A 26,474-nucleotide genomic window follows, 5' to 3' on the forward strand; every position below is an offset into this window, starting at 1 on the left:
GGAAAGAAAAAAAGCGTTCAAAAATCTGAACGCTTGTATGAGAAGGCTGTTTTACAGCACAGCTAATGCCTGCTCATAATCTGGCTCAGTGGTGATTTCAGCCACTAGCTGGCTATGTAATACCTGATTGTTTTCATCCAGCACAATGACAGCGCGGGCACATAAACCAGCCAAAGGGCCATTGCTGAGCTTAACGCCGTATTGATCCTGAAATTCAGGATGGCGGAATGTAGATAAAGTTTTTACCTGATCCAGCCCTTCAGCACCACAAAAACGTGCCTGAGCAAAAGGTAAATCAGCAGAAATACACAATACAACTGTATTGGACAGCTTGGCTGCGGCTGCATTGAAATGGCGTACTGACGCAGCACAAACACCTGTATCTACGCTGGGGAAAATATTCAGCACTTTGCGTTTGCCGGCGAAGTCTGCAAGTGATACTTCATTCAGGCTGGCATCGGTAAGGCTGAATGCCGGTGCTGTGCTGCCTGTTTGTGGAAACTGGCCGCCTACTTCTACGGCTGTACCTTGCAGGGTAACTGTACTCATGATTGTATCCTTTGATGTTTAATCTGGTTAATGAGGTGTAGGCTTATTGTGGGGGATTGGTGGGTAACTGTCAAAGTTTATCTATGCTGATTACAGTTGTTAAAACACCGGCGCATAAGCAAAGTTAATTAATGCAATTAGCCAGCAAGCATTGCCGTTACAGATATTGCTGTATTCAGGCTGAATGCAAACTGGCTATCAAGAAAAATCTTTAGATAAAAGCTCAGCGCCGTACAAAATGCTGCAAATCATAAGTAATATTATTTTTACTACTGATATGACTGCTGCTTTCTGTTTGCCGCCATTCATTGGCATTAATTGCTGGAAAAAAGGTGTCACCCATTACGTTGACATGAATTCTGGTTAAGCGTAAATCTGTGGCCAGCGGCATCGCCTGAGCGTAAATTTGCGCTCCGCCCATAATGATGATTTCCGGGCAATCCGCCAGTTGCTGAATCGCCTCTTCGATACTGTGACACAAAATAGCCCCGTTGAATTGCTGCTCTTGCTGCCGGCTGATAACATAGTTTGGCCGCCCCGGCAGCGGTTTCTTCGGCAGTGATTCCCAGGTTTTGCGCCCCATAACCACGGGCTTCCCCATGGTGTAATTTTTAAAAAATTCAAAATCTTCAGGTACGTGCCAAGGTATACGGTTGTTTTCACCGATACAATTGTTATCAGCCAATGCGGCAACTAAGGTAATTTTGTGGTGTTTATTCATACTGCTACAGGGGCTTTAATATGGGCATCCGGATGATAATCAGAAAGTGTGAAATCTTCAAACTGGAATGAAAACAGGTCTTTAATCTCGGGATTAAGGTGCATTTGCGGCAGCTTTTTCGGGTTGCGGCTTAATTGCAGCTTCGCCTGCTCAAAGTGATTGCTGTACAGATGAGCATCACCCAGTGTATGAATAAATTCACCTACTTTTAAATCACATACCTGAGCAATCATCATTGTCAGCAAAGCATAGCTGGCAATATTAAATGGTACGCCCAGAAAAATATCCGCACTACGCTGATAAAGCTGGCACGACAGTTTGCCTTCGGCGACATAAAACTGAAACAACGCATGGCAGGGAGGCAAGGCCATTTCGTCTACTAAAGCCGGATTCCACGCAGAAACAATCAGGCGGCGGCTGTCCGGATTGGTTTTAATCTGTTGCAGCAGATTGCTTATCTGGTCGATATGGCGGCCATCCGGCGCAGGCCAGCTACGCCACTGATAACCATATACCGGGCCCAGATTGCCATCGGCATCAGCCCATTCATCCCAGATGGAAACATTGTGCTCATGCAAGTAGCGGATATTGGTATCTCCACGTAAAAACCACAGCAATTCATAAATAATGGAGCGTAAGTGCAGCTTTTTGGTGGTGAGCACAGGAAAGCCATCAGCCAGATTAAAGCGCATCTGATAGCCGAATACCGAGCGGGTACCGGTGCCGGTACGATCAGCTTTGTCCACGCCATGGTCGAGTACGTGTTGCATTAAGCCAAGATACTGTTGCATGCGGATTATCCAATACAAAATAGGGCAATTGTAGCTTAAATCGATGTATACTGGCTATTTCACTGCCTGCCATGCTGCGGCAATCAGGCTGGCATTGTTATCTTTTAATAATGCAGCGTCGGATAACATGCGTCGCCACTGGCGTGCACCTTGCAGACCGTGCATCAGCCCCAGATAATGCCGTGTCATATGGCGTAAAGAATGATCTGGCTCAGCCAGTTGCTGCTGCGTATAGTCGATTAACTGCTCAACCAGCGCCTCATATTCAACGGCAGGCTGCCTGCTGCCATAAAATTCAGCATCCCAACTACGCATCAGCATCGGATTATGATAAGCCTCGCGCCCAACCATCACACCATCCACATATTGCAGATGCTGGCTGATTTGTTCATTGGTGGTAACGCCACCATTAAGAATAATTTCCAGATCAGGAAATTCCTGTTTCAAGCGATAAACGTAATCATAACGCAGCGGCGGAATATCACGATTATCTTTGGGAGATAAACCCTCCAGCCATGCATTGCGCGCATGCACAATAAAAATACGGCAGGCTGTTTGCTCGCGTAATGTACCAACAAAATCGGCCAGCGGCTGGTAGGCTGTTTCCTTATCCAGTCCAATGCGGTGCTTGATGGTTACCGGAATGGATACAGCATCCTGCATCGCATTCAGACATTGCGCTACCAGCGTGACTTCGCGCATCAGACAGGCACCAAAAACACCTTGCTGTACCCGCGGGCTGGGGCAGCCACAGTTCAGATTGATTTCATTGTAAGCATAACCGGCGGCAATTTTTGCTGCCTGCGCCAAAGCTGCGGGGTCACTGCCGCCTAGCTGCAAGGCAACAGGCTGCTCCTGCGGGTGATAAGCCAGTAATTTATCGCTATTACCATGAATGATTGCATTGGCATTAATCATTTCCGTATACAGCCATGCGTTTCTGGAAATCAGTCTGGCCATATAGCGGTAGTGCCTATTTGTTAGATCTAACATGGGCGCCACAGACAAGGTTCTTTTCGGCTGAGGGCTGTTATCAGGCTGACAACCACTACCTTGTACAGAACCATCTGTACTGCTTAACCGTTTATTTTCTTGCATAATCCAGCATTCTTAAAACATCAGTGAAATCAAGCTGAGCCAGAAACTCAGCTCAGCCATTCACTCTAATCATTTTCTCATAAAGCTAGATTATACATGGCTTAACTAAGCAGCTTGCCTTTACTGCGTGCTAAAAATGAATCTTTGCATCAATCTCTAATTATTTAAGTAGTTTAACGCAGCGGCATTTCAGACTTAATCAACCTGATTTGTTTCCCTTGCTGTTTTTTCTTGAAATGATTTTGCAGCCATAATTTATGCTGTAATTTACACTGCGGGCCTAAATAAATATTATCAATATAATTTTCTACATTAGTGTATTCAACATACAAACTATTAGCAGACTGGTAATCCTGTGGTTCTACAATATTTTCGTCACCAATATGAGTAATATAAATCATGCGGCATTCGTCTTCATCTTCAAAGGCGGCATGTTTTATCAGACAGGAAATGGGTAATACGGCCAGACTAAGCAATTGCTCCAGATTGGGTATCTTTTGCAATTCTTTATCTTCTAAAAGCTCTTCCATTAATTTTTTTATTTCTTTTAGCTGTTTGCGAATAATTTTTATTTTTTCCTCTTCGTTTAATGCATCAATATATCTTTCCCATTCATCGTCTATGGCAGCAGTTTCTTTTTTTTCGTCGCACATTTCCAGATAAAACGATTGCTTATTGCGTTTGGCTAGAGACATATATTCAGTTTTGGGGTCAAAGTAAAGGCAACGATATAATGGTAAAAAATGGAGGCTATAATCATTATTATTTTCAATTTTATCTGAGTTGGTTTTCAATTCATCAAATTGATATGAAGGAAAAGAAGAATTATTTTTCATTTCAATTTTTTTATTATTAATACTACGCTCTGTATCCCATCCAAAAAATGACTGATTAAAAGCAATACTTACGCCGGAACCTAAGATATTATCTTCATTGCCGTATAAACGGAACTGGTTTAAAGAATTATGATTAAACGAAAAACTGGCTAAAAAACTTTTGATTTCATTATCTGAATTATTAGTGATATTTAGCCAGTTGGTTAATACCTGATTTTCACTTGGGTCATTCATAAAATCTACGATATTCAGCCGGAATTTACTGGGATTTTTTCCTTTAAGCAGATTAAACAAGACTGCCGGCTTGGTATAATGGGCAACGCGCCGTTCTGGCTCTTTTGCTTCTGTGTCATTATTTGATGAATTATCTATATTGAAAGAAACTAATAATGTTTTTTTTATATCATTTGCTAACGTACAAATATTTTTAATATTAGCAAGAATTGGTTCTTTTAAATTCTCTTTATTTAAAATAAAGTTTGGATTAATATCAATTAGTTCTGATATTACTCTGGCTGAAATATATCTATAAGACTCAGAGTTGAAATATTTGACTTCATTGTAATAATCTTGGGATTTATTATTGTCGTTTTTTTGAAAAAAATAAATGTTAGCTAGCTGGTACTGGGCTCTATAGTAAAATTGCTGATGATCACTTTTTAAAATATTTAAAAAACAATTAATGGCTTTATCCAAATTATTTTTCTTATATTCATAAATAAAACCCAAATTAAATTGAGCTTTAGCGTAGGTATAAGGGTTGTCTTCTCTGGTGATATTTGAATAACAGACTTCAGCCTTATCATAATCGTGTTTTATATAATCATATAAACGAGCTAAACTAAATTGGGATTTGGCATAAATGCTAGGAGAATCTTCTCTGGTGATATTTGAATAATAGACTTCAGCCTTATCATAATCGTGTTTTATATAATCATATAAACGAGCTAAACTAAATTGGGAGTAGACATAAGTGCAAGGAGAATCTTCTCTGGTGATATTTGAATAACAGACTTCAGCCTTATCATAATCGTGTTTTATATCATTATATAAACGAGCTAAACTAAATTGGGAGTTGGCATAAATGCTAGGAGAGTCTTCTCTGGTGATATTTAAGTAAAAGGCCTCAGCTTTAGTATAGTCGGGTTTTATATAAGTATAGAAAAATCCTAAATTAAGTTGAGCGCTACTAAAAATATCAGGATTGTCTTCTCTGGTGATATTTAAGTAATAAGCTTCGGATTTATCATAATCGAGTTTTATTTCACTATAAAGATGTCCTAATTGTAATTGAGCTTCAGCATAAATTTTAGGGCTATCTTCTCTAATGATATTTGAGAAATAGAGTTCAGCTTTTTCAAAATTGTCTTTTCTATAATAATAATATCCTAAATTTAATTGGGCATTAGCATAAACTTCAGGGCAATCTTCTCTGGTGATGTTTAAATAATAAGCTTCAGCCTGATCATAATCGTGTTTTGCATTATCGTAGATATACCCTAATTCAAATTGAGCATCTGCATATTTTTCATTCCCATCATCACGTGTAATTTGACTAAGTTCCTTAATTGATGCATCAATATCATTATTTTCCATTACTAATCCTGTTTTAGCTGGTTTTAGGTTTTTGTAACTGAACTTTAGTTTGATGACTAAAATAAAATTATCTTGTTTAAATTTAACGAATAATTATATTTAAAAACCGTCTTAAATAAAACTGTATATGACAATTGTTGAGATAGCAGATTTTATCTTGCCTGAGATAAAACACTGTAGCGTGGCGATTACTAATGTGTAGTTATATATATAAGTATCTGTTTAAGTTAATTAATTGTATGATTTGCTTATTTTGCTATGATATTTGTAATTAGCTGCAAAAGTGGGCTTTAGCCATTGCAGGCGCATGATTGTCTCTCTATGATAAGTTTTTGAAGGATAAGAATTTAGCAGTAGTTTAATTTAATGCTGTTGTAAACAGTAAACAAACAGAATGGAGATGGTTATGAGTGACAATGGATTCGTTGATAAAGCCAAAGGCGAAGTAAAAGAAAATGTTGGTAAGGTAGTTGGTGATACTAAAACCCAGTCTGAGGGTATGGTAGACAAGGCTGTTGGTGGTGTAAAAGACGCCGTTCACGATGTCTCTAATGCGATAGACGGCGCTGTTGATTCGATTAAGAAAAAATTTCAGGATTAATATCTGAAATGATAAATAAGCCGCTCAATAAGAGCGGCTTATTGGTGATGGGCTTAAATATTTTAATTGATGGTTTATTATCAATTTATTTCTACTTCAAATCTGATTCTTTTATTAAATCTGGATATTGATTAATGATTTTTTCAGTGGCATCAATAACAATTTGATTACGATGCATGATAAAACTGATAAAAATTAGACTGAGTCCAAATATGACAACAAAAGCATATAATAATATTATTGAACCGAAAATTATACCCAAAATGAGTAAAATTAGTAGTATAAACAAGGCTTGAAAGGCGAAAAAACCAACAGACTGGTTTGTGCTGCCCATAATTTTTTTTAGCTGCAATTTATTTTTCTTGCTTTTGTTTTTTAGTGAAAAGGGATTATTATAGTAATATTCTAAATCGTTTTTATTCCATATAACTCGTTTGAGTTCTTTATGGTGAACTCCTTGCGCAATATAAAGATTAAATAATAGCTCTATATCATCACTATAATTTTCTTCCCAAAAATCTATTTGGCTTAAATCGAGATACTTTAAATAGGGTACTGACATTAATGCCAGCTTTCTTTCCATGGGGCTGGCATTTTTGTCATTAAGCTCTTTTCTGGTTGTGATTAAGTACTCTGCAATTTTTTTCATATCGTCTTCAGACGGAATAAATTGTTGTGAGAAAAATTCATGAATACAACTCATAGGAAATATAAATATTGAAGATTTGATCATTGAAATAATATCCATTTTCAAATTTCTGCTTAGTTAGAGATTGATTTATGTTTACGTGATTTAACTTTAAAATAATAAGTTATTTTTTGTCAAAGATTATATTGATTTAGAGTGGATTTATTTTGAAATTTGTATGCATTGATTAACAGATTGCCAATCACATCCGCGGCTGCGAATGCCAACCGATAAATGGCAATCTGGTTGGTAGAGATGGCTATTTGCTTGGCCAGAAAATTTCTATATGAGTAAGGTAGCAAAGTGGGCGATGATAGCCGTAGAAGCAATCATATATACGAATTAAGTGTTTAAGGTGAATAACTGTTGCAGACTTGCTTTTATCTCAGTCAGGCAGTGCCGCATGGCGGGCAGGGTAAAGGCCAGAATAATTGCAGCAATGGTGGTCAATAAGCTCAGTAGTAAAAGAATAAGTGCCCGTCTATGGTATTGCTGATTCAGCTAAGCAGTACGCTGTATGTTCTGTACCGGATAATATCAATATCTGGTGCTTAGGCGTACTTGGGTTTGGTGGGTATGCTGGTGCAAGCTATCTGCAAGGCAAACGGCGGGCAGGGAAGATGCTAAGTTTAAAGAGGCTGATTTTGTTGGCTGGCCTGAAACGCACCAGTACCTGCCAGTATCACAATGATTAGAAAAAATAGCATGAAAAATCCTGCTGCCTGACAGCCAGTAGTGTGGCTACGTATAGTTGTGCTGTTGCAGCTGGTATCGGGATGGGGGTATCAGCGCATTTTATTGCTTTGGCTAAAAATCTGGATTGTGTGCGTAATGATATTGGCTGTAATCAATCTAGCTGGCTGGTTATCTATGCTGACTTTGTTTATTAGCATAAGGGTAGTGGCTGATTTTCTTGGTGAATTATTGATAGAAAATGAGCAATGGCTTTGCTGGATAATTTTGTTAGGATAGTCTGGTTTGATTTTAAGCCGATGTGGCTGCAATAATATTTTGTGGCAGCCTGATTTTTATGGATAGGATTGATGGCCAGTTAAATATTAAATTAATGCTGGGTGGTTTAAAGGAAATAAATATTCTGCTTAGAGGGTATATTTTGGCTGTCGGGCTAGGAGGGGTGAACGGGTGGATATTAAGGTTTTACGTTATTTTCTGGCACTGGCCAGACAGGAAAGTGTGACGGCTGCGGCCGATTATTTGCATATTACTCAGCCAACGCTGTCGCGCCAGCTTATGGAGCTGGAAGAGGAGCTGGGAAGTAAGCTGTTTATGCGTGGCAGCCGGAAAATTATGCTGACTGAAGAAGGTATGCATTTGCGCCAGCGTGCTGAGGAAATTCTTGAGCTGGTGCACAAAACTGAAGCTGAATTTCACCAGTATGATAAAACGCTTAGTGGTGATATTTATATTGGCTGTGGTGAAACAGACGCTTTAAGGCCGGTAGTAAAGGTGATTAAGGCGATGCAGTTGGATTATCCGCATATTCGTATTCATATTTATAGTGGTAATGCTAATGATGTGACGGAGCGGATTGATAAGGGCTTACTGGATTTCGGGGTGTTGATTGATCCTGCTTATCTGGAGAATTATGAATCTCTGTGTCTGCCGCAGAAGGATAGATGGGGCGTATTGATGAGAAAGGATGATGAGCTGGCTGAGCGTGATTTTATCCGGCCGGAAGATTTATGGAGCCTGCCTCTGATTATGTCGAGGCAGAAGTATGTGAGTGACAGTATAGCCAGATGGATCAAAAGGGATTATGACAAGCTTGATGTGGTTGCTACGTATAATCTGATTTTTAATGCGGCGTTGCTGGTGGAACAGAAGGTGGGCTATGCGCTGTGTCTGGACAAGTTGATTAATACGGCCGGGGAAAGTATGTTCTGTTTCAGGCCGCTGGAGCCGCTGCTGGAAGTTGATGTGAATGTTGTCTGGAAAAGATATCAGTTATTTTCGCGGGTTTCTGCTCTGTTTTTACAACGCTTGAAAGCAAGTTTTTGTGTTTAGTGATGAAATCTGCGATTGGTTTTATGTAAGGCTATACCTGCACTCATAAACTAAGCTTATGGTGCAGGTAGGAAGAGATTTTAAACATTGATGTTATGTTTTTTTTGTTATGCTGTGGTGTTAATGCAGATTTGCCTTGAAGAATGAAACCAGTTTGTCAAATGGAATCAGGTTGACGCGGTCGTACAGATCAACGTGTCCCGCATTTTTGACATAGTAAAGCTCTTTAGGTTCGGCAGCGCGGCGGTAAGCATCTTCGCTGAATTCTTTGGAATGGGCTTTATCACCGGTGATAAATAATAATGGCCGCGGAGAGATGGTTTCTATGTCGTTGAAGGGGTAGAAGTTCATGAATTTGGGGCTGCTGGTCAGGGTGGGATGGGTGGTTAATTCAGGTTGTGAACCGGCCGGGGTAAATTCGCCACGCGTGGTGCGGTAAAAATCATAAAATTCATGTGCGATGGGGCTGTCTTTGGCGGTAATTTGCCCTTTATTAATGGTACCGCCAGTATATAAGGTTTGTCCGCCGGTAAATTCTATGTAACGCTGTTCTGCTGCTTGCTGAAGAATTTGTTTTCTCTGTTGCAAGGTGAGTGAATGATTGAGGCCATTGCGACTTGCGGCACCCATGTCGTACATGCTGACTGTGGCGATGGCTTTGAAACGCGGGTCGATTTTGGCGGCGCTGATGGCAAAACTACCACTGCCACAAATGCCGATTACGCCTATGTTGTTGCGGTCTACAAAAGGCTGGGTACCTAAAAAATCGACAGCGGCACTGAAATCCTCGCTGTACATGTCGGGCAATACGGCATTGCGTGGTTGTCCTTCGCTTTCCCCCCAGTATGATAAGTCGATTGCCAGTGTGACAAAGCCCTGTTCGGCCATTTTGGTGGCGTATAAATTGGCGCTTTGTTCTTTTACTGCGCCCATGGGATGGCCGACAATGATGGCCGGGTATTTTGTGTTCGCCGCTAATGTTTTCGGCATAAACAGATTGCCAGCCACTTTCATTTTGTACTGATTGAGAAAGTTGACTTTTTGCTTGGTTACTTGTTTGCTTTGATAAAAGTTATCTGGGTTGTTTGACATATTGGCTCCGATTGATAGTGGGGGAAACAGTCCGAAAAAACTGAGACATATGGTTATGAAAATTTTCTTTTTGAGATAAAGGCAGATGTTTTGCATGATTGGCAACTTTCTTTGCTGAATAGGGTGAAGAATAAGTTATGAAAATTGTTTTGCTGTTGTGCGGCTATATGATGCAAAACTGGTTTTGATGAGTAGTAGTGCGGCGATAAAAATTAATGCGGAACTTAAGAAAATTCCCGGTATGCCCTGATGGTCATAGATGAAGCCGCCTATGGCCGCAGCTAAGCCGATGGCAAATTGTATGGCTGCCACAGACAGGCCGCCCATCATTTCGGCTTTGTTGGCCAATGTAATGGCTATCCATGTCGACCAGCCGACAGGTAGAAAACCAAACATGAAACCCCATGCAACAATAAGTGCTGAATCGGTGGCCGGATTGTTGTGGCTGAACAGTAATGTAACGGCCAGAATAAATAAAATGATGTGGCTGATTATCATGGTTGGTTTAAAGTGTTTATGCATTATCCATCCGGCGATAATAGTGCCGGCAAAATTGCCGATGCCGAAAATTAGTAACAGTATGGATAAGGTATTAGCTGGCAGGGCAAGGGTATGTTGCAGAAAAGGTCTTAAGTAGGTGAAGAAAATATGATAGCCGCCATAGCTGAAGATGGTGGCCAGCATTCCGGTGGCTACCCATGGCTGTTTTAAGAGTAAGAGCATCTGTTTAAAGTTGCTATCAGCTTGCGCCGGCAGGGCGGGTAAGGAGAGGAATTGCCAGATAAATGCGGCAAGGCCTAAAAGTGCGGTGAGCAGGAAGACGCTTCTCCAGCCGATGAGGTTGCCCAGATAACTGGCCAATGGCAGGGAAATGATGGTGGCCACGGATACGCCGGCGTAGACGATGCTGAGCGCGCGCGAAATTTCTTTTTCCGGTACCAGTTGTATGGTTACGGCAGATGCTAATGACCAGAAACTGCCGACACATAGTCCTAATATGCAACGTCCGCTAAGCAGTAGAATATAGTTTGGGGCAAAGGCAATTAATGTATTTGCTGCTATTAACATGGCAGACATGATTAATAAAACTGTGCGCCTGTTGGTGGTTTTGGCTACTGATGAAAGGAAGAGGCTGGCTATTACGGCAAAAATACCTACTGCGGTAACAGTTTGCCCTGCCATGCCTTCAGTGATGTGCAGGGATTTGGCTATTGGTGTTAGCAGGCTAATTGGGACAAATTCGGCGCTGATGAGGCTGGTAACGCCCATGAATAATGAGAAAACGGCAGACCAGTGTGCTGTTGCTGGTGGCTGATGGGTTTGCTGCTGCATTATTGCTGAATCTCCGTTATCTGGTTTGTGCAATTGATGTGGTATTGGTTTTTTAGAGTCGTGTAGGCATTTACTATGTTTTTTGTGGATGTTTTATTGGCTGATTGATTCTTTCAGGCTGTTTGGAAAAGTATAAGTAGCTAAAATTTCTATGTAAAATACTTATACTTTATGGTAATTGATGCCTGAAAAGCATGGTTTGAAGATTTTTGAAGGATGATATGTACTGGAATTTGCTTGGGGGGAGTGAAGTAAATGCTGGCTTTAGATGGCGAAGATAAATAAGTGAAAGAATGATAGATGATGTAATCAGCTTGTAGTTGGAAATTAGATTTAGTATGCAAGTATTGCTGTTATTGTTTCTGAAAAATGAGTTTTTTATTGCTGGTGGCAGGAATAAGCAGGGTTTTGAGGCTAGGGTATGCTGAAAAAGAAAAAGCCTTGTGTGAACAAGGCTTTTTGGTTTGCGTTAATATGGTGTGGGCGCTGTTATTCCCACTCAATGGTAGCAGGTGGTTTGCCGCTGACATCATAAACCACGCGGTTGATGCCGCGGACTTCGTTGATGATGCGGTTGGAAACGCGGCCGAGTAAGTCGTAAGGCAGGTGTGCCCAGTGGGCGGTCATGAAGTCGCTGGTAATGACTGCACGCAAGGCTACCACGTATTCGTAGGTGCGGCCGTCTCCCATGACGCCTACGGATTTTACCGGCAGGAAAACGGCAAATGCCTGACTGGTTTTGTCGTACCAGGATAGGCCATCTTCATCACAGGTGTTACGCAATTCTTCGATAAAGATGTGATCGGCACGGCGCAGTAAGTCGGCATACTCGCGTTTAACTTCGCCCAGAATACGCACGCCCAGGCCGGGGCCGGGGAAGGGATGACGGTATACCATGTCGCGTGGTAGTCCCAGAGCTACGCCTAGTTCGCGCACTTCGTCTTTGAAGAGGTCGCGCAGTGGTTCCAGCAGTTGCAGATTGAGGGTTTCCGGCAGGCCGCCTACGTTGTGATGGCTTTTGATGGCATGCGCTTTTTTGGTTTTGGCGCCGGCACTTTCAATTACATCAGGGTAGATGGTGCCTTGTGCCAGCCATTTGGCGTTTTGGCGTTTGCCGGCTTCGCGCTGGAAGACTTCGACAAATTCGGCACCGATGATTTTGCGTTTGCGTTCGGGGTCGGTTTCGCCGGCGAGTTTTTCGAGGAAGTCGACAGACGCATCGACGTGAATTACGTTTACGCCAAGGTTTTTGCCGAACATGTCCATAACCATTTGCGCTTCCTGATAGCGCAACAGGCCATGATCAACGAAAACGCAGGTAAGCTGGTTGCCGATGGCACGGTGAATCAGGGCTGCGGCTACGGATGAATCCACGCCACCGGAAAGACCCAGAATAACTTCATCGGTGCCTACCTGTTCGCGAATTTTGGTAATGGCTTCTTCGATGTAGTTTGGCATTGTCCAGCTTGGTTTGGCCTGACAGATGTCCAGTACAAAGCGGTTGATTAGTTCACGCCCTTGTTTGGTATGGGTAACTTCGGGGTGAAACTGTACGCCATAGAAGTGTTTTTGCGGGTTTTCGATGATGGCATAAGGGCAGCTAGGGGTATGGCCAATGCTTTTGAAGCCTTCTGGCAGTTTGCTGACTTTGTCGCCATGGCTCATCCATACATCCAGTGTGTTGGGCTGGTTGTCGAAAATACCATTGGTAAACTGGCTGTCTTCTGTATGCACCTGAGCATAACCGAATTCGCGCTGGTCGCCACCGCTGACTTCCCCACCCATGGTGTGTGCCAGCCATTGCATGCCATAGCAGATGCCAAGAATGGGGATACCCAGATTAAGGATTTCTGGATTGGCCTGATAGTCTGATTCGTATACTGAATTGGGGCCGCCGGACAGGATAATGCCTTTGGGGGCGAATGCCTTGATGTCGGCAATGGGCATGTCAAATGAATGTAATTCACAATAAACATGAGCTTCACGTACGCGCCGGGCGATGAGCTGGGTTACTTGTGAACCAAAATCGAGAATTAAGATTTTATCCTGATTCATGCTAGGCTCTTGACAGGTGTTTGAGTATGAAGCGAGTTATTTTAACACTTTTCTGCTTTTATTTCTGCAAGTGCGCTGTATGCGGAAAACTAATATTGTGAAAAATATGCTATCTATCTGGATAAAATAATTAATGTATTTGTTTTATGGCTGCTGTTATTTGGTTTGCTGTTTTGTAGGTTGAATATTTTTATGGTTTTTTTATTCAGCTTCTCTCTTTAATTTTGTGCCAGAAGTTTCAGGATATTGCTAAGCCGGTTCTGATAGTCGTCATTTTATATATTATTAAAAATGCTTTTGCCAAGCTCTATATAGAAATGAATTTTTTTGTTAATGATGGGCTTAGGTGTAAATGTCATACAGAGTTCAATGGTGTTAGCTTCTTTGTCCAGTCCGTTAGTTGTTCTGATCAAGTTGATTGATTACAGATAGCGGATATGTACTTATTGCCGCTAATAAAAGTATTGCCAAGCTGGAAGTTTCATTATTTGTTTAGATTGCTAGTCTACAAAGCAGGGATATGAAAGCACTTACTCCGGCAAAAAAACAGCTAAATGCTTGTATGGGCTCTTGGATTGCATCGCTATTCCTGCATGATTTTTAAGTCTTTGGATTGATAGCCATGCTATTGCTGAGTGTTATTTTTCCACTGAAACCTAGCTGTAAACTATTGAGGTGGAAGTGCTAATGTTTTATTGATGATGGAACCGGATTTAGCGGCATTTGCGCGGGCTTTCACCCTTTAGCTCTTCGTTGGTGCGGAGGTCGTAAATACGAATAGTAGCTTTGGGAAAGGATGCACATAGGGAATTTTTAACGGTGTAGATGCCAGTGCCATGTGCCAGCAATTTCATTTTAGGTAATAAATCTTTACCATTTTCATCTTGGGCAGTAAGGCGATAATCTCCGTTGATTGTTATACAGCCGCTTAATAATAATAGCCCTAAAAGATAAGCAGTTTTTTTCATCGCTAATTTCTCTTTTTTGTTATTGAAAACAATGGTTATGTTGTGTTTTTAAGTTTTAAATATAACATATTTTAGTAGGTGTCTGTTTAGTTAAATTTGCAGGAAAGTGGTATGGGGTGAATGAGTAAGTAATGATGTACTTTTTAGTTTATTTTGAGTTGGGTGTGTGTTTTTATTTTGGCTTTTCTGGTAGTTGTTGATGGCTTTTATTTTATGGAACTGGATTGGATAGTGATTATCAATCGGATTTAAATTTTATTAAAAAGGGAAATTGAAAAATATCAATTTCCCTTTTTAAGATTTTATGATTTGGCATGAGTTAGCGAGCCTGTTTCATTAGCCGTTGTTTTTCACGGTTCCAGTCTTTTTCTTTGCTGCTCTGGCGTTTGTCGTGCTGTTTTTTACCTTTGGCTAAGCCCATGTCGATTTTGACATAGCCATGGCTGTAATGCATGTTGACGGGGACGAGGGTATAGCCACTACGTTCTACTTTGCCAATCAGTTTGTTGATTTCAGATTGATTCAGTAGAAGTTTCCGCTGGCGTACTGGATCGGGTTTGACGTGATCGGAGGCGGTAGGCAATGCGGTGATATGGCTGCCGACTAAGTAGAAGGCACCTTTTTTCCACTGGATATAGCTTTCCTTGATTTGTACTCGGCCTGCACGAATGGCTTTGACTTCCCAGCCTTCCAGAACGATGCCGGCTTCTATCTGTTCTTCAATAAAGTAATCGTGAAAGGCTTTTTTATTGTTGATAATGCTCATATTGGTTTTCTGCTACGCTGTATTTTTGTGTCTATTTTAGCAGAAAGAATGGGTAATGGAGACAGATTACTATTAAAGCTGATGGGAATAGATGGAATAAATAAAAAACCGATTGGGTTAATCGGTTTTTTATCTGTTTTAGTTTTCAATTTCTTGTCGATGGGTTTCGGGTAGCAGCAGCACGGCGAGCATGCTAAGCACACAGGAGGCGATCAGAAACCAGCCAACGTACACGGTACCTTGTAAGCTGTATTCTTTAACTAGCCATGCGGCGGTAAAGGGTGTAAGTGAACCGCCTAGGATGCCGCCGAAGCTGAAAGATATGGCCGCACCGGTATAACGTACGTTGGTAGGAAATATTTCCGGTAAAAAGGCAGCCAGTGGTGTCCATAGAATGCCCATAACGAATAAGGAAAAGGACAGAAATATGGCGGCAACGGTTGTACTGTCACAATTGATTAAATCACCGTACAAGTAACCGATTATTACGGTTAGGATGCCACCGATTAAAAATATCGGACGGCGGCCGATTTTATCGGAAAGCCATGCTGAGACGGGCGAACCTAAAGCCATAAATACTATGGCACCCATCAGGATGAATAGGTAGTCAATTTTGTTGAATAATGCTGCGCTTTGCCATGGATGCTGTGTGGTGGCATATTGCAGGGAAAATACAGTAGACAGAAAAAACAGGGTAAAGCATGACATGGCCGCCAGTGAGCCAAGGATAAGCTGTTTGTAATGCTTACGGACGGTATCAGCCAGCGGCACTTTTACTGCATTCTGTTTGGCAACCATGCTGCGAAAGGCATTGCTTTCAATAATGGACATGCGGACATACATGCCAAGGCCAACTAGCACTATGCTCAGCAGAAACGGAATACGCCAGCCCCAAGCCATCATTTGTTCGTTGCTCAGGCTTTTGGACAGGATAATGAATATCAGGCTGGCGGTGATGAAGCCGATAGGAGGCCCGATTTGTGGAAACATGGCGAAGAGGGCGCGTTTGCCTCTGGGGGCGTTTTCGGTAGCCAGTAGGGCGGCACCACCCCATTCGCCACCCAGCCCAAGCCCCTGACAGAAGCGCAGGATGCATAAACAAATTGGTGCAAAGATGCCAGCTTGTTGGTAGGTTGGCAGAAAACCAATCAGGGTGGTGCTGATGCCCATGATGAGCAATGATGCTATTAAGGTGGTTTTGCGGCCGACTTTGTCGCCGAAATGGCCGAACAGTGCTGCACCAATGGGGCGGGCGATAAAGGCGATGCCGAAGGTTAGAAATGAGTGCATGACGGCAAGTGCTGGATCCTTGTTTTCAAAAAATAGGGCATCCAGTACCAGTGCGGCGGCCAGGCCGTATATGTAGAAGTCGTAAAATTCTACGGCTGTACCCACTAAGCTGGCAACAGCAACTTTAGTAGGGGAATTTTGGCTAATTGGAGGTGCAGATTTGAGCTGCGATGCGGGTGTGTTAGTCATAATTTTTCTTGGGCTCAGGGTTGAAAAAAGCTTGTATATGAAAATGCATACACAAGCTTTTTGTTTGGGTACAAGCTGGCTTAGGCAGCTAAATTAGTTTTTGTCCTGATCAACCAGTTTGTTTTTGGCAATCCATGGCATCATGCTGCGTAACTGGTTACCAACAATTTCAATCGGATGTTCGGCATTCTGACGGCGACGGGCAGTCATGGACGGGTAGTTGGTAGCACCTTCCACGATAAAGGATTTGGCATAGTCGCCGTTTTGAATGCGTTTTAATGCTTCACGCATTGCCTGACGTGAATGTTCATTTACTACTTGCGGGCCGGTGAAGTATTCGCCGTATTCTGCATTGTTGGAAATGGAGTAGTTCATGTTGGCAATGCCGCCTTCGTAGATTAAATCTACGATTAATTTCATTTCGTGCAGACATTCAAAGTAAGCCATTTCGGGAGCATAGCCGGCTTCTACCAGTGTTTCAAAACCGGTTTTGATTAATTCAACCAGCCCACCGCACAATACGGCCTGTTCGCCGAAGAGGTCGGTTTCGGTTTCTTCTTTGAATGTGGTCTGGATAACGCCTCCTTTGGTACCGCCGTTGGCTGCTGCATAGGATAAGGCGATGTCACGGGCACGGCCGGTTGCATCCTGATGTACGGCGATCAGGCTAGGTACGCCGCCACCTTTGAGAAATTCGCTGCGCACGGTGTGACCGGGGCCTTTGGGGGCAATCATGACTACGTCGAGATTTTTGGCTGGAATAATCTGGTTGTAATGGATATTGAAGCCATGGGCAAAGGCTAGGGTGGCATTGTCTTTCAGGTTGGGGGCAATTTCATTTACATATACTGCCGGTTGAAATTCATCCGGGGTAAGAATCATGACTACATCCGCCGCTTTGGTGGCTTCGGCCACTTCACGTACGTCATGACCGGCATTTTCTGCTTTGTGCCATGAGCTACCGTTTTTGCGTAAGCCTACGATTACGTTAACACCTGAATCTTTCAGGTTGGCAGCATGGGCATGACCCTGTGAGCCATAACCAATGATGGCTACGGTTTTGCCTTTGATTAATGACAGGTCGGCGTCTTTATCATAATAAACTTGCATTGTTATTCCTTTGGTTTAATGCTTTGATTCTCTAATTGGTGTTTGGGTATGGCTTTAAGCCGGTAATTTTGTTAGCGTGCCTGATTAAATACGTAACATGCGGTCACCGCGGCCTATGCCGGCTGCACCGGTGCGAACTGTTTCCAGAATCAGTGTTTTACCCACGGTATCCAGAAAGGCATCAAGCTTGTTGCTGGTGCCGGTGATTTCTACGGTGTAAGTTTTATCGGTAACATCGATAATATGGCCACGGAAAATATCAGCCAGACGCAGTATTTCATCGCGGTCTTTACCGGTGGCGCGCAGCTTGACTAGCATTAGTTCGCGTTCGACGTATTGGCTGTCATTGAGGTCGATTACCTTGATGACTTCAATCAGTTTGTTTAGCTGTTTGGTTATCTGCTCCATGACCAGATCGTTACCGCTGGTGACGATTGTCATGCGTGACAGGGTTTTGTCTTCTGTGGGCGATACAGACAGAGAATCGATGTTGTAGGCACGGGCTGAAAACAGGCCAACGATGCGACTCATGGCACCAGATTGATTTTCCATCAGAATAGATAAAATGTGTCTCATGATGCACTCCGGCTATTCTGTTCGCGGTCATTGTTTGCGGCAGTTTGGGGTTCACTCATATGCGGTGGTAACACCATTTCGTCCAGTCCTTTGCCATTGCCTACCATCGGGTAGACATTCTGGGTACGGTCGGTAATGAAGTCCATGAATACCAATCGGTCTTTCAAGGCAATGGCTTCTTTCAGGGCACCTTCTATATCGGCTGTTTTTTCAACCCGGATACCGATATGGCCGTAGGCTTCGGCCAGTTTGACAAAGTCGGGCAGTGATTCCATATAGGTTTCGGAGTAACGATTTTCGTAGTACAGCTCCTGCCACTGGCGAACCATGCCGAGAAAGCCGTTATTCAGGTTGATTACTTTGATGGGCAGGCGATACTGGTAACAGGTGGACAGTTCCTGAATGTTCATTTGAATGGAACCTTCACCGGTGATACAGAATACGTCTTCCTCTGGTTTGGCCAGTTTGGCACCCATGGCATAAGGCAAGCCTACGCCCATTGTGCCCAGTCCGCCGGAATTGAGCCACTGGCGTGGCCGCTGAAACGGGTAGTACTGCGCAGTGAACATCTGGTGCTGGCCGACATCGGAGGTAATGAGGGCATTATTGCCGGTAAGTTTGGCCAGTGTCTGGATTACCTGTTGCGGCTTGATAGATTCGCCTGTGCTGTCAAACCACAAGCTGTTATGGCCGCGCCAGTTTTCGATGGTTTTCCACCACCTTTCCAGTGCATTGCTGTTGAAAGCCAGATTCTGTTTCTGCCACAGGGCGAGTAAATCAGCAAGGACGTTTTTTACATCGCCAACAATCGGTACATCTGCTTTAACGCGTTTGGCAATGCTGGAGGGGTCGATATCAATATGGATGATTTTTTTGCCATCATCGGTAAATTTGCCCGGTACAGAGATAACGCGGTCATCAAAGCGTGCGCCCACGGCCAGTACAACATCTGCGTTCTGCAAGGCCAGATTGCCTTCGTAGCAGCCATGCATGCCTACCATGCCCAGAAACTGACGATTGGTGCTGGGGAATGCGCCCAATCCCATCAAGGTGGATACACAGGGTGTGCCGGTAGACTGGATGAAGTCAGTGAGGACATTGCTGGCGTTACCCAGTATCACGCCGCCACCAAACAGAACTATCGGACGTTTGGCCGCCGCCATTACCTGTGCTGCTTTTTTTATCTGGCCGGTGTGCCCGTGGGTGACGGGCTGATAGGAGCGGATATTGATGTCTTCCTGAGGATAGCTGAATTTGGCCATTGCCTGGGTAACATCTTTAGGCACATCGATAACCACTACGCCCGGCCGGCCGGTACGGGCAAGCTGGAATGCTTTTTTTACGGTCTCAGCCAGTTCGCTGATGTGTGTTACCAGAAAATTATGTTTGACACAGGGGCGGGAAATGCCAACGGTATCTACTTCCTGAAAGGCATCGGAACCAATGGCGGGCGTGCCAACCTGACCGGAAATAACCACGAGGGGTACTGAGTCGGAATTGGCTGTGGCAATACCGGTAATGGCATTGGTGGCTCCCGGCCCGGAAGTGACCAGTGCTACGCCGATTTTTTCACCATTACTGGCACGTGAATAGGCATCGGCAGCGTGAACTGCGGCCTGTTCGTGTCTGACCAGTATGTGGCGAAATTTTTTTAACTGAAAGATGGCGTCGTAAATTTCGAGAACTGCTCCGCCGGGGTATCCGAAAACATATTCTACATTCTCGGCTTTGAGACTCTGCACGAGTATTTGTGCACCTGAAAGTTGCATATCAACCTCTTATGTTCTAGTAGTCCGACTGACACGTTGCCAATGCATCTTCATCCGGTAAGATTTAATAGATGTAAACAGCGATTTGGGGTACGCGAAGACACCTATTGTGATGAACTGTTGGCTCTGCGTCCGATAGTCGGATTAGCAGGTTTGGGTTAGCTAAATGAATGTTTACGATAAAGCAGGTATTGATGTTAAGCAAGCGCTAATTTTAGGAAAATTGCTGTTTTTATGGTTTTTTAAATTTATTTAATGCTAAATTTTTTTATTTATGGGCAATATAATGCTTAATTTGGACAAATTAAACTGTTTATTTTGATTAATTTGTCCAAATTTGAGGAAATTATAGGTTTTTGTTAGTTTTTAAAATTTAGACTTATTGTCCAATTAATAGATGATGATATGGGCACCTGCTGCCTGTGCCAGTTGCATAAGTGTTGCACTATTCATATAGGCATGGGCAAGGTGGGAAATGTTGGCAACAATAGGGAGATGGGTAATTTGTCTGGCTTTAACAATGCCTTCTACATCAAGCCTGTATGGGGCATTGCGCTCAAGGCTTAATGTTCCGGCTTCGCCCAGCATCAGGTGATGATTGCCTTTGAGGGCGATGTGTTCAGCAGCAATCAGCCAGTCATCAACCTGATGATGTTTGTCTTTGCACAATACTACCGGGATATTCAGACAGCCTACTTCATTGAGCAGGGTACGGTTGGACATGAGTTCTCCGCCCAGATAAATAATATCTGCTTCTGCCTGTAAGGCTGGTTCGAGCTGGCGCACATCTCTGATGCGTAACCAGACGGATTTATTGGCCTGATGTGCCTGTTTAATCTGTTGCTGCATGTTAGTACTGGTTTGCTGGGGTGGTGTATAGGGTGAGGCAGTCTGGTAGAAAGGGTCGATAAATATGTTGTTGTTTTCTGGAAGTTGTAAGCCGGTTATGCTGGCTACCCGATGACAGTGCTGACCGCCGAATTGCTGGCCGCGTACGGTGATGATGGTGTCCTGCGGCTGAATTTCGCGGCTGATGATGCGCCAGTCCTGTAGTATGCGCAATGCTTTTTCAACGCCGGCGAGTGCTTCAAGCTCGCGTGGTTCAAATACTCTTTCGTCGCCAACTGCGCCGATAATGGTACGTTCTTCACCGTGCGATACGTGTTCATGCAGTCCGCGCTGGCGGATAAAAGTGATGACGTTGTTGATCTGGGTTGCTGTTGCCTGACGCTGCATTACGATAATCATGTCGGAAGTCCTTGAGAGCAGTATTCTGATTGTCAGAAAAAATCAGGATGCTGACAAGTGGCGATTGGCAGGAATCAGAATTAAGCCTATCCATTTAGGGTGTCAGCTATTATGGTAATACTACAACAGTGATAGTAAACTATTGTTATTGATGAAATGTGGCTTTATTTTATGTGTTAACTTGCGTGAGTAAAATTCGGCGAGTTTCGTGATGCGAAACCAGTAAAACAGTTCAATAATCAGGAATAGATAAATGAAAATAAGAAGACTGTTGTTTGTGTTGGTGGTACTGGTATTGGTAGGGCTGGCGGTATGGATCAATATGCGCAGTCATACTGCTTTACCGGATGGTTTTGCTGGTGGCAATGGTCGCATGGAGTTAAAACGGCTGGATGTGGCTACTTTATATTCTGGCCGGGTAGTGGAAATGAAGGTGGATGAGGGAGATGTAGTAGCCAAAAATCAGGTTTTGGCTGAGCTTTCATCTGATCAGACCAGTAGTAAGCTAGCGGCTGCGCGTGCGGATAAACTGCGCGCACAGGAAAATGTGGCTAAAGCAGAAGCGGAAATTGCTGCCCAGCAACAGGCGCATAAAGTTGCGCAGATGGATCTGGATAATACGCGCCAGCTTAGATCAGATGAGCTGGTATCTTCGCCGGAATTACGCCGGCGTCTGGCTGACCGCGATGCGGCTATTGCTAAAGTTAAAGCGGCACAGGCGGCACGCGCTGAGGCACAGGCTGCGGTAAAACAGGCGCAGGCGCAAATTGATGCTACTTCTTCTGCAAACAACGATATGCTGATTCGGGCGCCTAAAGCCGGTCGGGTTGAGTATCGTATTGCTGAAGCCGGTAATGTGCTGGGTGAGGGCTATAAGGTTGTGTCGCTGTTAGACCCAACTGATGTGACGCTGTCGGTGTATTTGCCCACGGATACTATTGGTAAGCTGAAGCTTGGCGATGAAGCACGGATTATTCTGGATGGGATGAATGCAGTCTGGCCGGCAAAAGTGGATTTTATTGATTCCAGTGCGCAATTTACGCCCAAATTTGTGGAAACGCTGAACGAGCGGCAAAAGCTGATGTATAAGGTTAAGCTAAGAATTCCGCCGCAGATTGCGTTGCAATACAGTGGTTTGCTCAAGGGCGGCTTAACGGGTAACGGCTATATCCGTTTAGATAACAGTAAGGCATGGCCGCAGCAGTGGCAGGTTAATCTACCCAGTATGAAACAATCAGCCAAAGGTGCCTGAGATGGATAGTACTGCCAAAGAGCAGGCTGCGACAGGAGAAAACTGGGCTGTTGATTTACGCCATGTATCTCACCAATACCGGCAAACGGTGGCGCTGCGCGATGTGTCGCTGCAAATCAGGCGTTGTGCCACGGTAGGCCTGATTGGGCCGGACGGGGTAGGTAAATCGACTTTGCTGTCGTTGATTGCTGGTGTGAAGATTATTCAGCAGGGCGAGGTGCTGGTATTTGGTGACAGCATGGCAGATAAGCACAGCCGTCAGCTGCTAAGCCATCGTATTGCATTTATGCCACAGGGGCTTGGCCAGAATCTGTATCCAACTTTATCAGTTAATGAAAATGTTGATTTCCATGCACGCTTATTCGGTTTGCGTGGCGCGATGCGGCATGAGCGTATTGCGCGTTTGTTGCAGGCTACGGGTCTGACACCTTTTGCCGACCGGCCGGCTGGTAAGCTGTCTGGCGGGATGAAGCAGAAGTTAAGCCTGTGTTGTGCGCTGGTACATAATCCTGAGTTGCTGATTCTGGATGAGCCAACTACTGGGGTTGACCCTTTATCACGACGGCAGTTCTGGCAGTTGATTGATCAATTGCGGCAGGAAAACCCGAATATGACGGTTATTGTGGCTACTGCCTATTTTGATGAAGCCAAACGCTTTGAATATTTGCTGGCAATGGATGATGGCCACCTGATTGTTAATGCACCGACGCAACAGGTATTGCAAGACACGCACACGGATACGCTGGAGCAGGCTTATGTGAAAATGCTACCTGCGTCGAAACAGGACAAGGGCGGTAGTTTACAGTTGACGCCGTTTGTACCCGATAAGGATTCGCCACCGGCTATTGAGGCTAAAGATTTAACCAAGCGTTTCGGGGACTTTGTTGCAGTAAATAATGTTAGCTTTACGATTGAGCGTGGCGAAATTTTTGGTTTTCTGGGGTCAAATGGTTGCGGTAAATCGACAACTATGAAAATGCTCACTGGTTTGCTGGACGCAAGCTCAGGTACTGCTCAGTTGCTTGGGCACACGGTTGATGCCGATGATATGACGACACGCATGAAAATTGGATACATGTCGCAGTCGTTTTCTTTATATGAGGAATTAACGGTACGGCAGAATCTGGTTCTTTCTGCTCGGCTATATCGTATGGATGCGGTGCAGATTGGTTCTTCGGTTCAGCAGTCTTTACAGCAGTTTGATCTGGTTGAATTTGCTGATATCCAGCCTAGTGAATTGCCTTTGGGTATCCGGCAGCGTTTGCAACTGGCGGCGGCCTGTCTGCACCATCCGCAGGTATTGATTCTGGACGAACCAACATCAGGGGTTGACCCAGTAGCCAGAGATATGTTCTGGCATCATCTGCTTGATTTATCGCGGCATAATCGCACCACTATTTTTGTATCGACGCATTTTATGAATGAGGCAGAACGATGCGACCGCATATCGTTTATGCATCAGGGACGGGTGTTGGCTATTGGTACGCCTGCTGAGTTGTGCGCTAACAAGAATACAGATGATCTGGAAACAGCATTTATTGATTATTTGCAGGAAGCGGTAGACAAGAATCAGGCTAATCAGCCAGCAACTGCCGAGCATAATCCGCCACAGGAAACCAAACTGGCGCAAACTGCTGGCAAGGCAATGAATGTTGATAGTTTTACTTACTGGCTACAGACGGTATGGACGTTTGCTGTACGTGAAGGCAAGGAGTTGCTACGCGATAAAATCCGCCTGTTTTTTGCTTTGTTCGGGCCGGTTGTTTTAATGATGATGGCTGCGTGGTCGGTGTCTTTTGATGTAGAGCATGTGAAATTTGCGGTATTGGATCGTGATCAAACGGTGGAAAGTCGTGCGTTAATCGAACATTTTCAAGGTTCGCGCTATTTTACCTTTACCGGTAATCTGCATGATGCCAGTGAAGTTGACCAAACGCTGAAAATTTCGCGAGCCAGACTGGTTATTGATATTCCCCCACATTTTGGTCGCGATTTGCTGCGTGGTGATAAGCCGGAAGTAGGATTTTATGTAGATGGTACCATGCCGTTTATGGCGGAAAATATTAAAAGTTTTATTCTGGTGATATTGAATCGCTATGCTACGGCTGAATGGGCTCAGAAAGGTTTGCCGGTATCGCTCAAGCCTAATGCGCAGATTGCGCCGCGCTATGTATACAATCAGGATTTTAAGAGTATTTTTGCAATAACACCCGGCATGATTATGATGGCGATGATGCTGATACCGGTTATGATGACGGCACTGGGGGTGGTACGCGAGCGGGAAATTGGTTCAATTACCAATCTGTATACATCCCCGGCTTCGGTAAGGCAGTTTCTGATTGGCAAGCAGATACCCTATGTGTTTGTTTCCTTTATCAGCTATCTGATTCTGGTGTGGCTGGCGGTAATAGTACTGGGTGTACCGGTACGTGGCAGTTTCTTTGCCATGAGTCTGGGGGCACTGGCGCTGATTTGTGCGGCCACCGCTTTTGGCTTACTTATTTCCAGTTTTGTTAAGTCACAGGTGGCGGCGATTTTTGGTTCTGCTATCTTGTCACTGATTCCGGCGCTGAATTTTTCCGGCCTGCTTTATCCCTTATCCACGCTAACTGGTGTGAATTACTGGTTTGGCTGGAGTTTTCCCACTGCATGGTATCAGTTAATCAGTCTGGGCGGTTTTACTAAAGGTTTGGGCTTTCTGGATTTTGTTAACTATTATCTGGTATTGCTGGCATTTTGTCTGGTGTATGTATTTTTGGCCGGCTGCTTATTGAAAAAGCAGGAGGTGTAAATGCTGCAATGGTTTAAAAATGTGTGGGTACTGAGTATTAAAGAACTGAAAAGCCTGCTGAGCGATGTGGTACTGATTGCCCTGATGGTGGTGGTGTTGTCTGTAGCCATATATTCTGTGGCCACCAGTATTTCCACGGAAGTGCGACATGCTTCTGTGGCGGTAATGGATGCAGACCACAGTATTCTGTCTTACCGGATTCGTGACTCTTTGCTGGAACCATACTTCAAGCCGCCGGTAGAGGTAAAGCGCGAGGAAATTGATGCGGCCATGGATAAAGGCGATTACGTGTTTGTGCTGGATATTCCGGCTAATTTTGAACGTGATGTGCTGGCAGGGCGTTCGCCTACCATTCAGGTACTGGCTGATGCCACTTCGGTAACGCAGGCTGGTATTGGTTTTAATTATTTAAGCCAGATAATTGATGCTCAGACACGCTCATTTTTACATCAGCCGGTGGCGGCTGAGTATTCGCCGGTGACTCCGGTGCTGAATATCCAGTTTAATCCCAATGGTGAATCTTCATGGTTTATCGCTACGATGAATGTGATATCAAATCTGACTTTACTGGCAATTATTCTGGTCGGTGCAGCAGTAATTCGTGAGCGTGAGCACGGGACGATTGAGCAGTTGCTGGTGATGCCGGTACACCCCAGTGAAATTGTTATGGCCAAGATTTTTGCTAATGGTGCGGTGATTTCGGTGGCTTCTCTGCTGTCGCTGTGGCTGGTGATTGAGGGCTGGCTGGGTATTCCGATTAATGGTTCGGTGTCTTTGTTTAGTCTGGGTATGTTGATTTATTTGTTTTCTGTGGCTTCGCTGGGTATCTGGTTTGCGACGCTGGCACCAACCATGCCGCAATTTGGTTTGTTGTGTTTGCCGATATATGTGGTCATGCGTTTGCTTTCAGGCTCAGAATCGCCGCTGGAAAGCATGCCGGCTTTTTTTCAGTATATAACTTGGTTTTCGCCAGAAACCCAGTTTACTCAGTTTAGTCAGGATGTGCTGTTTCGTAATGCTGGGCTGGATATTGTCTGGCCGAAAATTATGATGATGACAATCATGGGTGCGCTGTTTCTGGCTTTGGCTCTATCGCGCTTTCGTGGCATGCTGGCACAGCATTCTTAATGA

At 44.0% G+C, this 26,474-nt stretch carries 22 protein-coding genes; 6 read left to right on the plus strand and 16 right to left on the minus strand.

Features of this window, described 5'->3' with window-relative positions:
* Nucleotides 1-51: 51 nt before the first annotated feature.
* The 5 genes from tpx to MJ764_RS00850 form a co-directional block, all read right to left on the minus strand.
* On the minus strand, nucleotides 52-549 hold the full coding sequence (gene tpx, locus MJ764_RS00830) for a thiol peroxidase (protein WP_239323752.1): 498 nt from the start codon (nucleotides 547-549) through the stop codon (nucleotides 52-54).
* 223 nt (nucleotides 550-772) lie between these two features.
* Nucleotides 773-1,270: a dihydrofolate reductase gene (locus tag MJ764_RS00835; RefSeq protein ID WP_239323754.1), complete on the minus strand. Its 498-nt coding sequence runs from the start codon at nucleotides 1,268-1,270 to the stop codon at nucleotides 773-775.
* Nucleotides 1,267-2,061: a thymidylate synthase gene (locus MJ764_RS00840; RefSeq protein WP_239323765.1), complete on the minus strand. Its 795-nt coding sequence runs from the start codon at nucleotides 2,059-2,061 to the stop codon at nucleotides 1,267-1,269. The genes MJ764_RS00835 and MJ764_RS00840 overlap by 4 nt, the downstream gene beginning before the upstream one ends.
* 54 nt (nucleotides 2,062-2,115) lie before the next feature.
* Nucleotides 2,116-3,159 carry a tRNA dihydrouridine(20/20a) synthase DusA gene (dusA, locus tag MJ764_RS00845; RefSeq protein ID WP_275415206.1) on the minus strand — a complete coding sequence of 348 codons (1,044 nt, stop codon included), beginning with the start codon at nucleotides 3,157-3,159 and terminating at the stop codon, nucleotides 2,116-2,118.
* Between the two features lie 173 nt (nucleotides 3,160-3,332).
* Nucleotides 3,333-5,591 (minus strand): tetratricopeptide repeat protein, encoded by a 2,259-nt coding sequence (locus MJ764_RS00850; protein ID WP_239323767.1) that lies wholly within the window; start codon nucleotides 5,589-5,591, stop codon nucleotides 3,333-3,335.
* Between the two features lie 406 nt (nucleotides 5,592-5,997).
* On the opposite strand from MJ764_RS00850, the gene MJ764_RS00855 reads away from it, so the two are divergent.
* A complete protein-coding gene (locus tag MJ764_RS00855; protein WP_100089724.1) occupies nucleotides 5,998-6,192 on the plus strand; it encodes a CsbD family protein in 195 nt (64 codons plus the stop codon).
* 91 nt (nucleotides 6,193-6,283) lie between these two features.
* Here the strand turns inward: MJ764_RS00855 and MJ764_RS00860 are convergent, their stop codons facing one another.
* Nucleotides 6,284-6,940, minus strand: coding sequence for a hypothetical protein (locus tag MJ764_RS00860; RefSeq protein ID WP_239323769.1), 657 nt, complete (start codon nucleotides 6,938-6,940; stop codon nucleotides 6,284-6,286).
* 677 nt (nucleotides 6,941-7,617) lie between these two features.
* Here MJ764_RS00860 and MJ764_RS00865 point away from each other — a divergent pair.
* Nucleotides 7,618-7,770 (plus strand): hypothetical protein, encoded by a 153-nt coding sequence (locus MJ764_RS00865; protein WP_239323770.1) that lies wholly within the window; start codon nucleotides 7,618-7,620, stop codon nucleotides 7,768-7,770.
* Between the two features lie 253 nt (nucleotides 7,771-8,023).
* Entirely contained in the window at nucleotides 8,024-8,905 is an 882-nt protein-coding gene (locus MJ764_RS00870; protein ID WP_239323772.1) for a LysR family transcriptional regulator, read from the plus strand.
* A gap of 120 nt (nucleotides 8,906-9,025) precedes the next feature.
* On the opposite strand, the gene MJ764_RS00875 is transcribed toward MJ764_RS00870, so the two are convergent.
* The 10 genes from MJ764_RS00875 to MJ764_RS00920 form a co-directional block, all read right to left on the minus strand.
* Nucleotides 9,026-9,997 carry an alpha/beta hydrolase gene (locus MJ764_RS00875; RefSeq protein ID WP_239323774.1) on the minus strand — a complete coding sequence of 324 codons (972 nt, stop codon included), beginning with the start codon at nucleotides 9,995-9,997 and terminating at the stop codon, nucleotides 9,026-9,028.
* 135 nt (nucleotides 9,998-10,132) lie between these two features.
* The gene (locus MJ764_RS00880) at nucleotides 10,133-11,329 is read right to left on the minus strand and encodes an MFS transporter (RefSeq protein ID WP_239323775.1); all 1,197 of its coding nucleotides are present in this window, start codon (nucleotides 11,327-11,329) and stop codon (nucleotides 10,133-10,135) included.
* A gap of 489 nt (nucleotides 11,330-11,818) precedes the next feature.
* Entirely contained in the window at nucleotides 11,819-13,384 is a 1,566-nt protein-coding gene (gene guaA, locus MJ764_RS00885; protein WP_239323777.1) for a glutamine-hydrolyzing GMP synthase, read from the minus strand.
* Between the two features lie 713 nt (nucleotides 13,385-14,097).
* A complete protein-coding gene (locus tag MJ764_RS00890) occupies nucleotides 14,098-14,352 on the minus strand; it encodes a hypothetical protein (RefSeq protein WP_100089731.1) in 255 nt (84 codons plus the stop codon).
* 319 nt (nucleotides 14,353-14,671) lie between these two features.
* Nucleotides 14,672-15,118 carry an SsrA-binding protein SmpB gene (gene smpB, locus MJ764_RS00895; protein WP_100135369.1) on the minus strand — a complete coding sequence of 149 codons (447 nt, stop codon included), beginning with the start codon at nucleotides 15,116-15,118 and terminating at the stop codon, nucleotides 14,672-14,674.
* Nucleotides 15,119-15,256: 138 nt separating this feature from the next.
* A complete protein-coding gene (locus MJ764_RS00900; RefSeq protein ID WP_239323778.1) occupies nucleotides 15,257-16,597 on the minus strand; it encodes an MFS transporter in 1,341 nt (446 codons plus the stop codon).
* Between the two features lie 93 nt (nucleotides 16,598-16,690).
* Entirely contained in the window at nucleotides 16,691-17,707 is a 1,017-nt protein-coding gene (gene ilvC, locus MJ764_RS00905) for a ketol-acid reductoisomerase (RefSeq protein ID WP_239323780.1), read from the minus strand.
* 84 nt (nucleotides 17,708-17,791) lie between these two features.
* The gene (ilvN, locus tag MJ764_RS00910; RefSeq protein ID WP_239323791.1) at nucleotides 17,792-18,283 is read right to left on the minus strand and encodes an acetolactate synthase small subunit; all 492 of its coding nucleotides are present in this window, start codon (nucleotides 18,281-18,283) and stop codon (nucleotides 17,792-17,794) included.
* Nucleotides 18,280-20,052, minus strand: coding sequence for a biosynthetic-type acetolactate synthase large subunit (gene ilvB / locus MJ764_RS00915; RefSeq protein ID WP_239323793.1), 1,773 nt, complete (start codon nucleotides 20,050-20,052; stop codon nucleotides 18,280-18,282). Before ilvB ends, ilvN begins: the two co-directional genes overlap by 4 nt.
* Before the next feature lie 390 nt (nucleotides 20,053-20,442).
* Nucleotides 20,443-21,300 carry a chorismate mutase gene (locus MJ764_RS00920; protein ID WP_239323794.1) on the minus strand — a complete coding sequence of 286 codons (858 nt, stop codon included), beginning with the start codon at nucleotides 21,298-21,300 and terminating at the stop codon, nucleotides 20,443-20,445.
* Nucleotides 21,301-21,553: 253 nt separating this feature from the next.
* Between MJ764_RS00920 and MJ764_RS00925 the strand changes: the two genes are divergently transcribed.
* From MJ764_RS00925 to MJ764_RS00935, 3 genes are read left to right on the plus strand one after another with little or no spacing between them, the layout of a single operon-like run.
* On the plus strand, nucleotides 21,554-22,552 hold the full coding sequence (locus tag MJ764_RS00925) for an HlyD family secretion protein (RefSeq protein ID WP_239323796.1): 999 nt from the start codon (nucleotides 21,554-21,556) through the stop codon (nucleotides 22,550-22,552).
* A 1-nt stretch (nucleotide 22,553) separates the two neighbouring features.
* The gene (rbbA, locus tag MJ764_RS00930) at nucleotides 22,554-25,343 is read left to right on the plus strand and encodes a ribosome-associated ATPase/putative transporter RbbA (protein ID WP_239323797.1); all 2,790 of its coding nucleotides are present in this window, start codon (nucleotides 22,554-22,556) and stop codon (nucleotides 25,341-25,343) included.
* Nucleotides 25,344-26,471 (plus strand): ABC transporter permease, encoded by a 1,128-nt coding sequence (locus tag MJ764_RS00935; RefSeq protein WP_239323798.1) that lies wholly within the window; start codon nucleotides 25,344-25,346, stop codon nucleotides 26,469-26,471.
* Nucleotides 26,472-26,474: the final 3 nt, after the last annotated feature.

It is taken from the genome of Snodgrassella gandavensis (genome assembly GCF_914768025.1).
Taxonomy (GTDB): Bacteria; Pseudomonadota; Gammaproteobacteria; order Burkholderiales; family Neisseriaceae; genus Snodgrassella; species Snodgrassella gandavensis.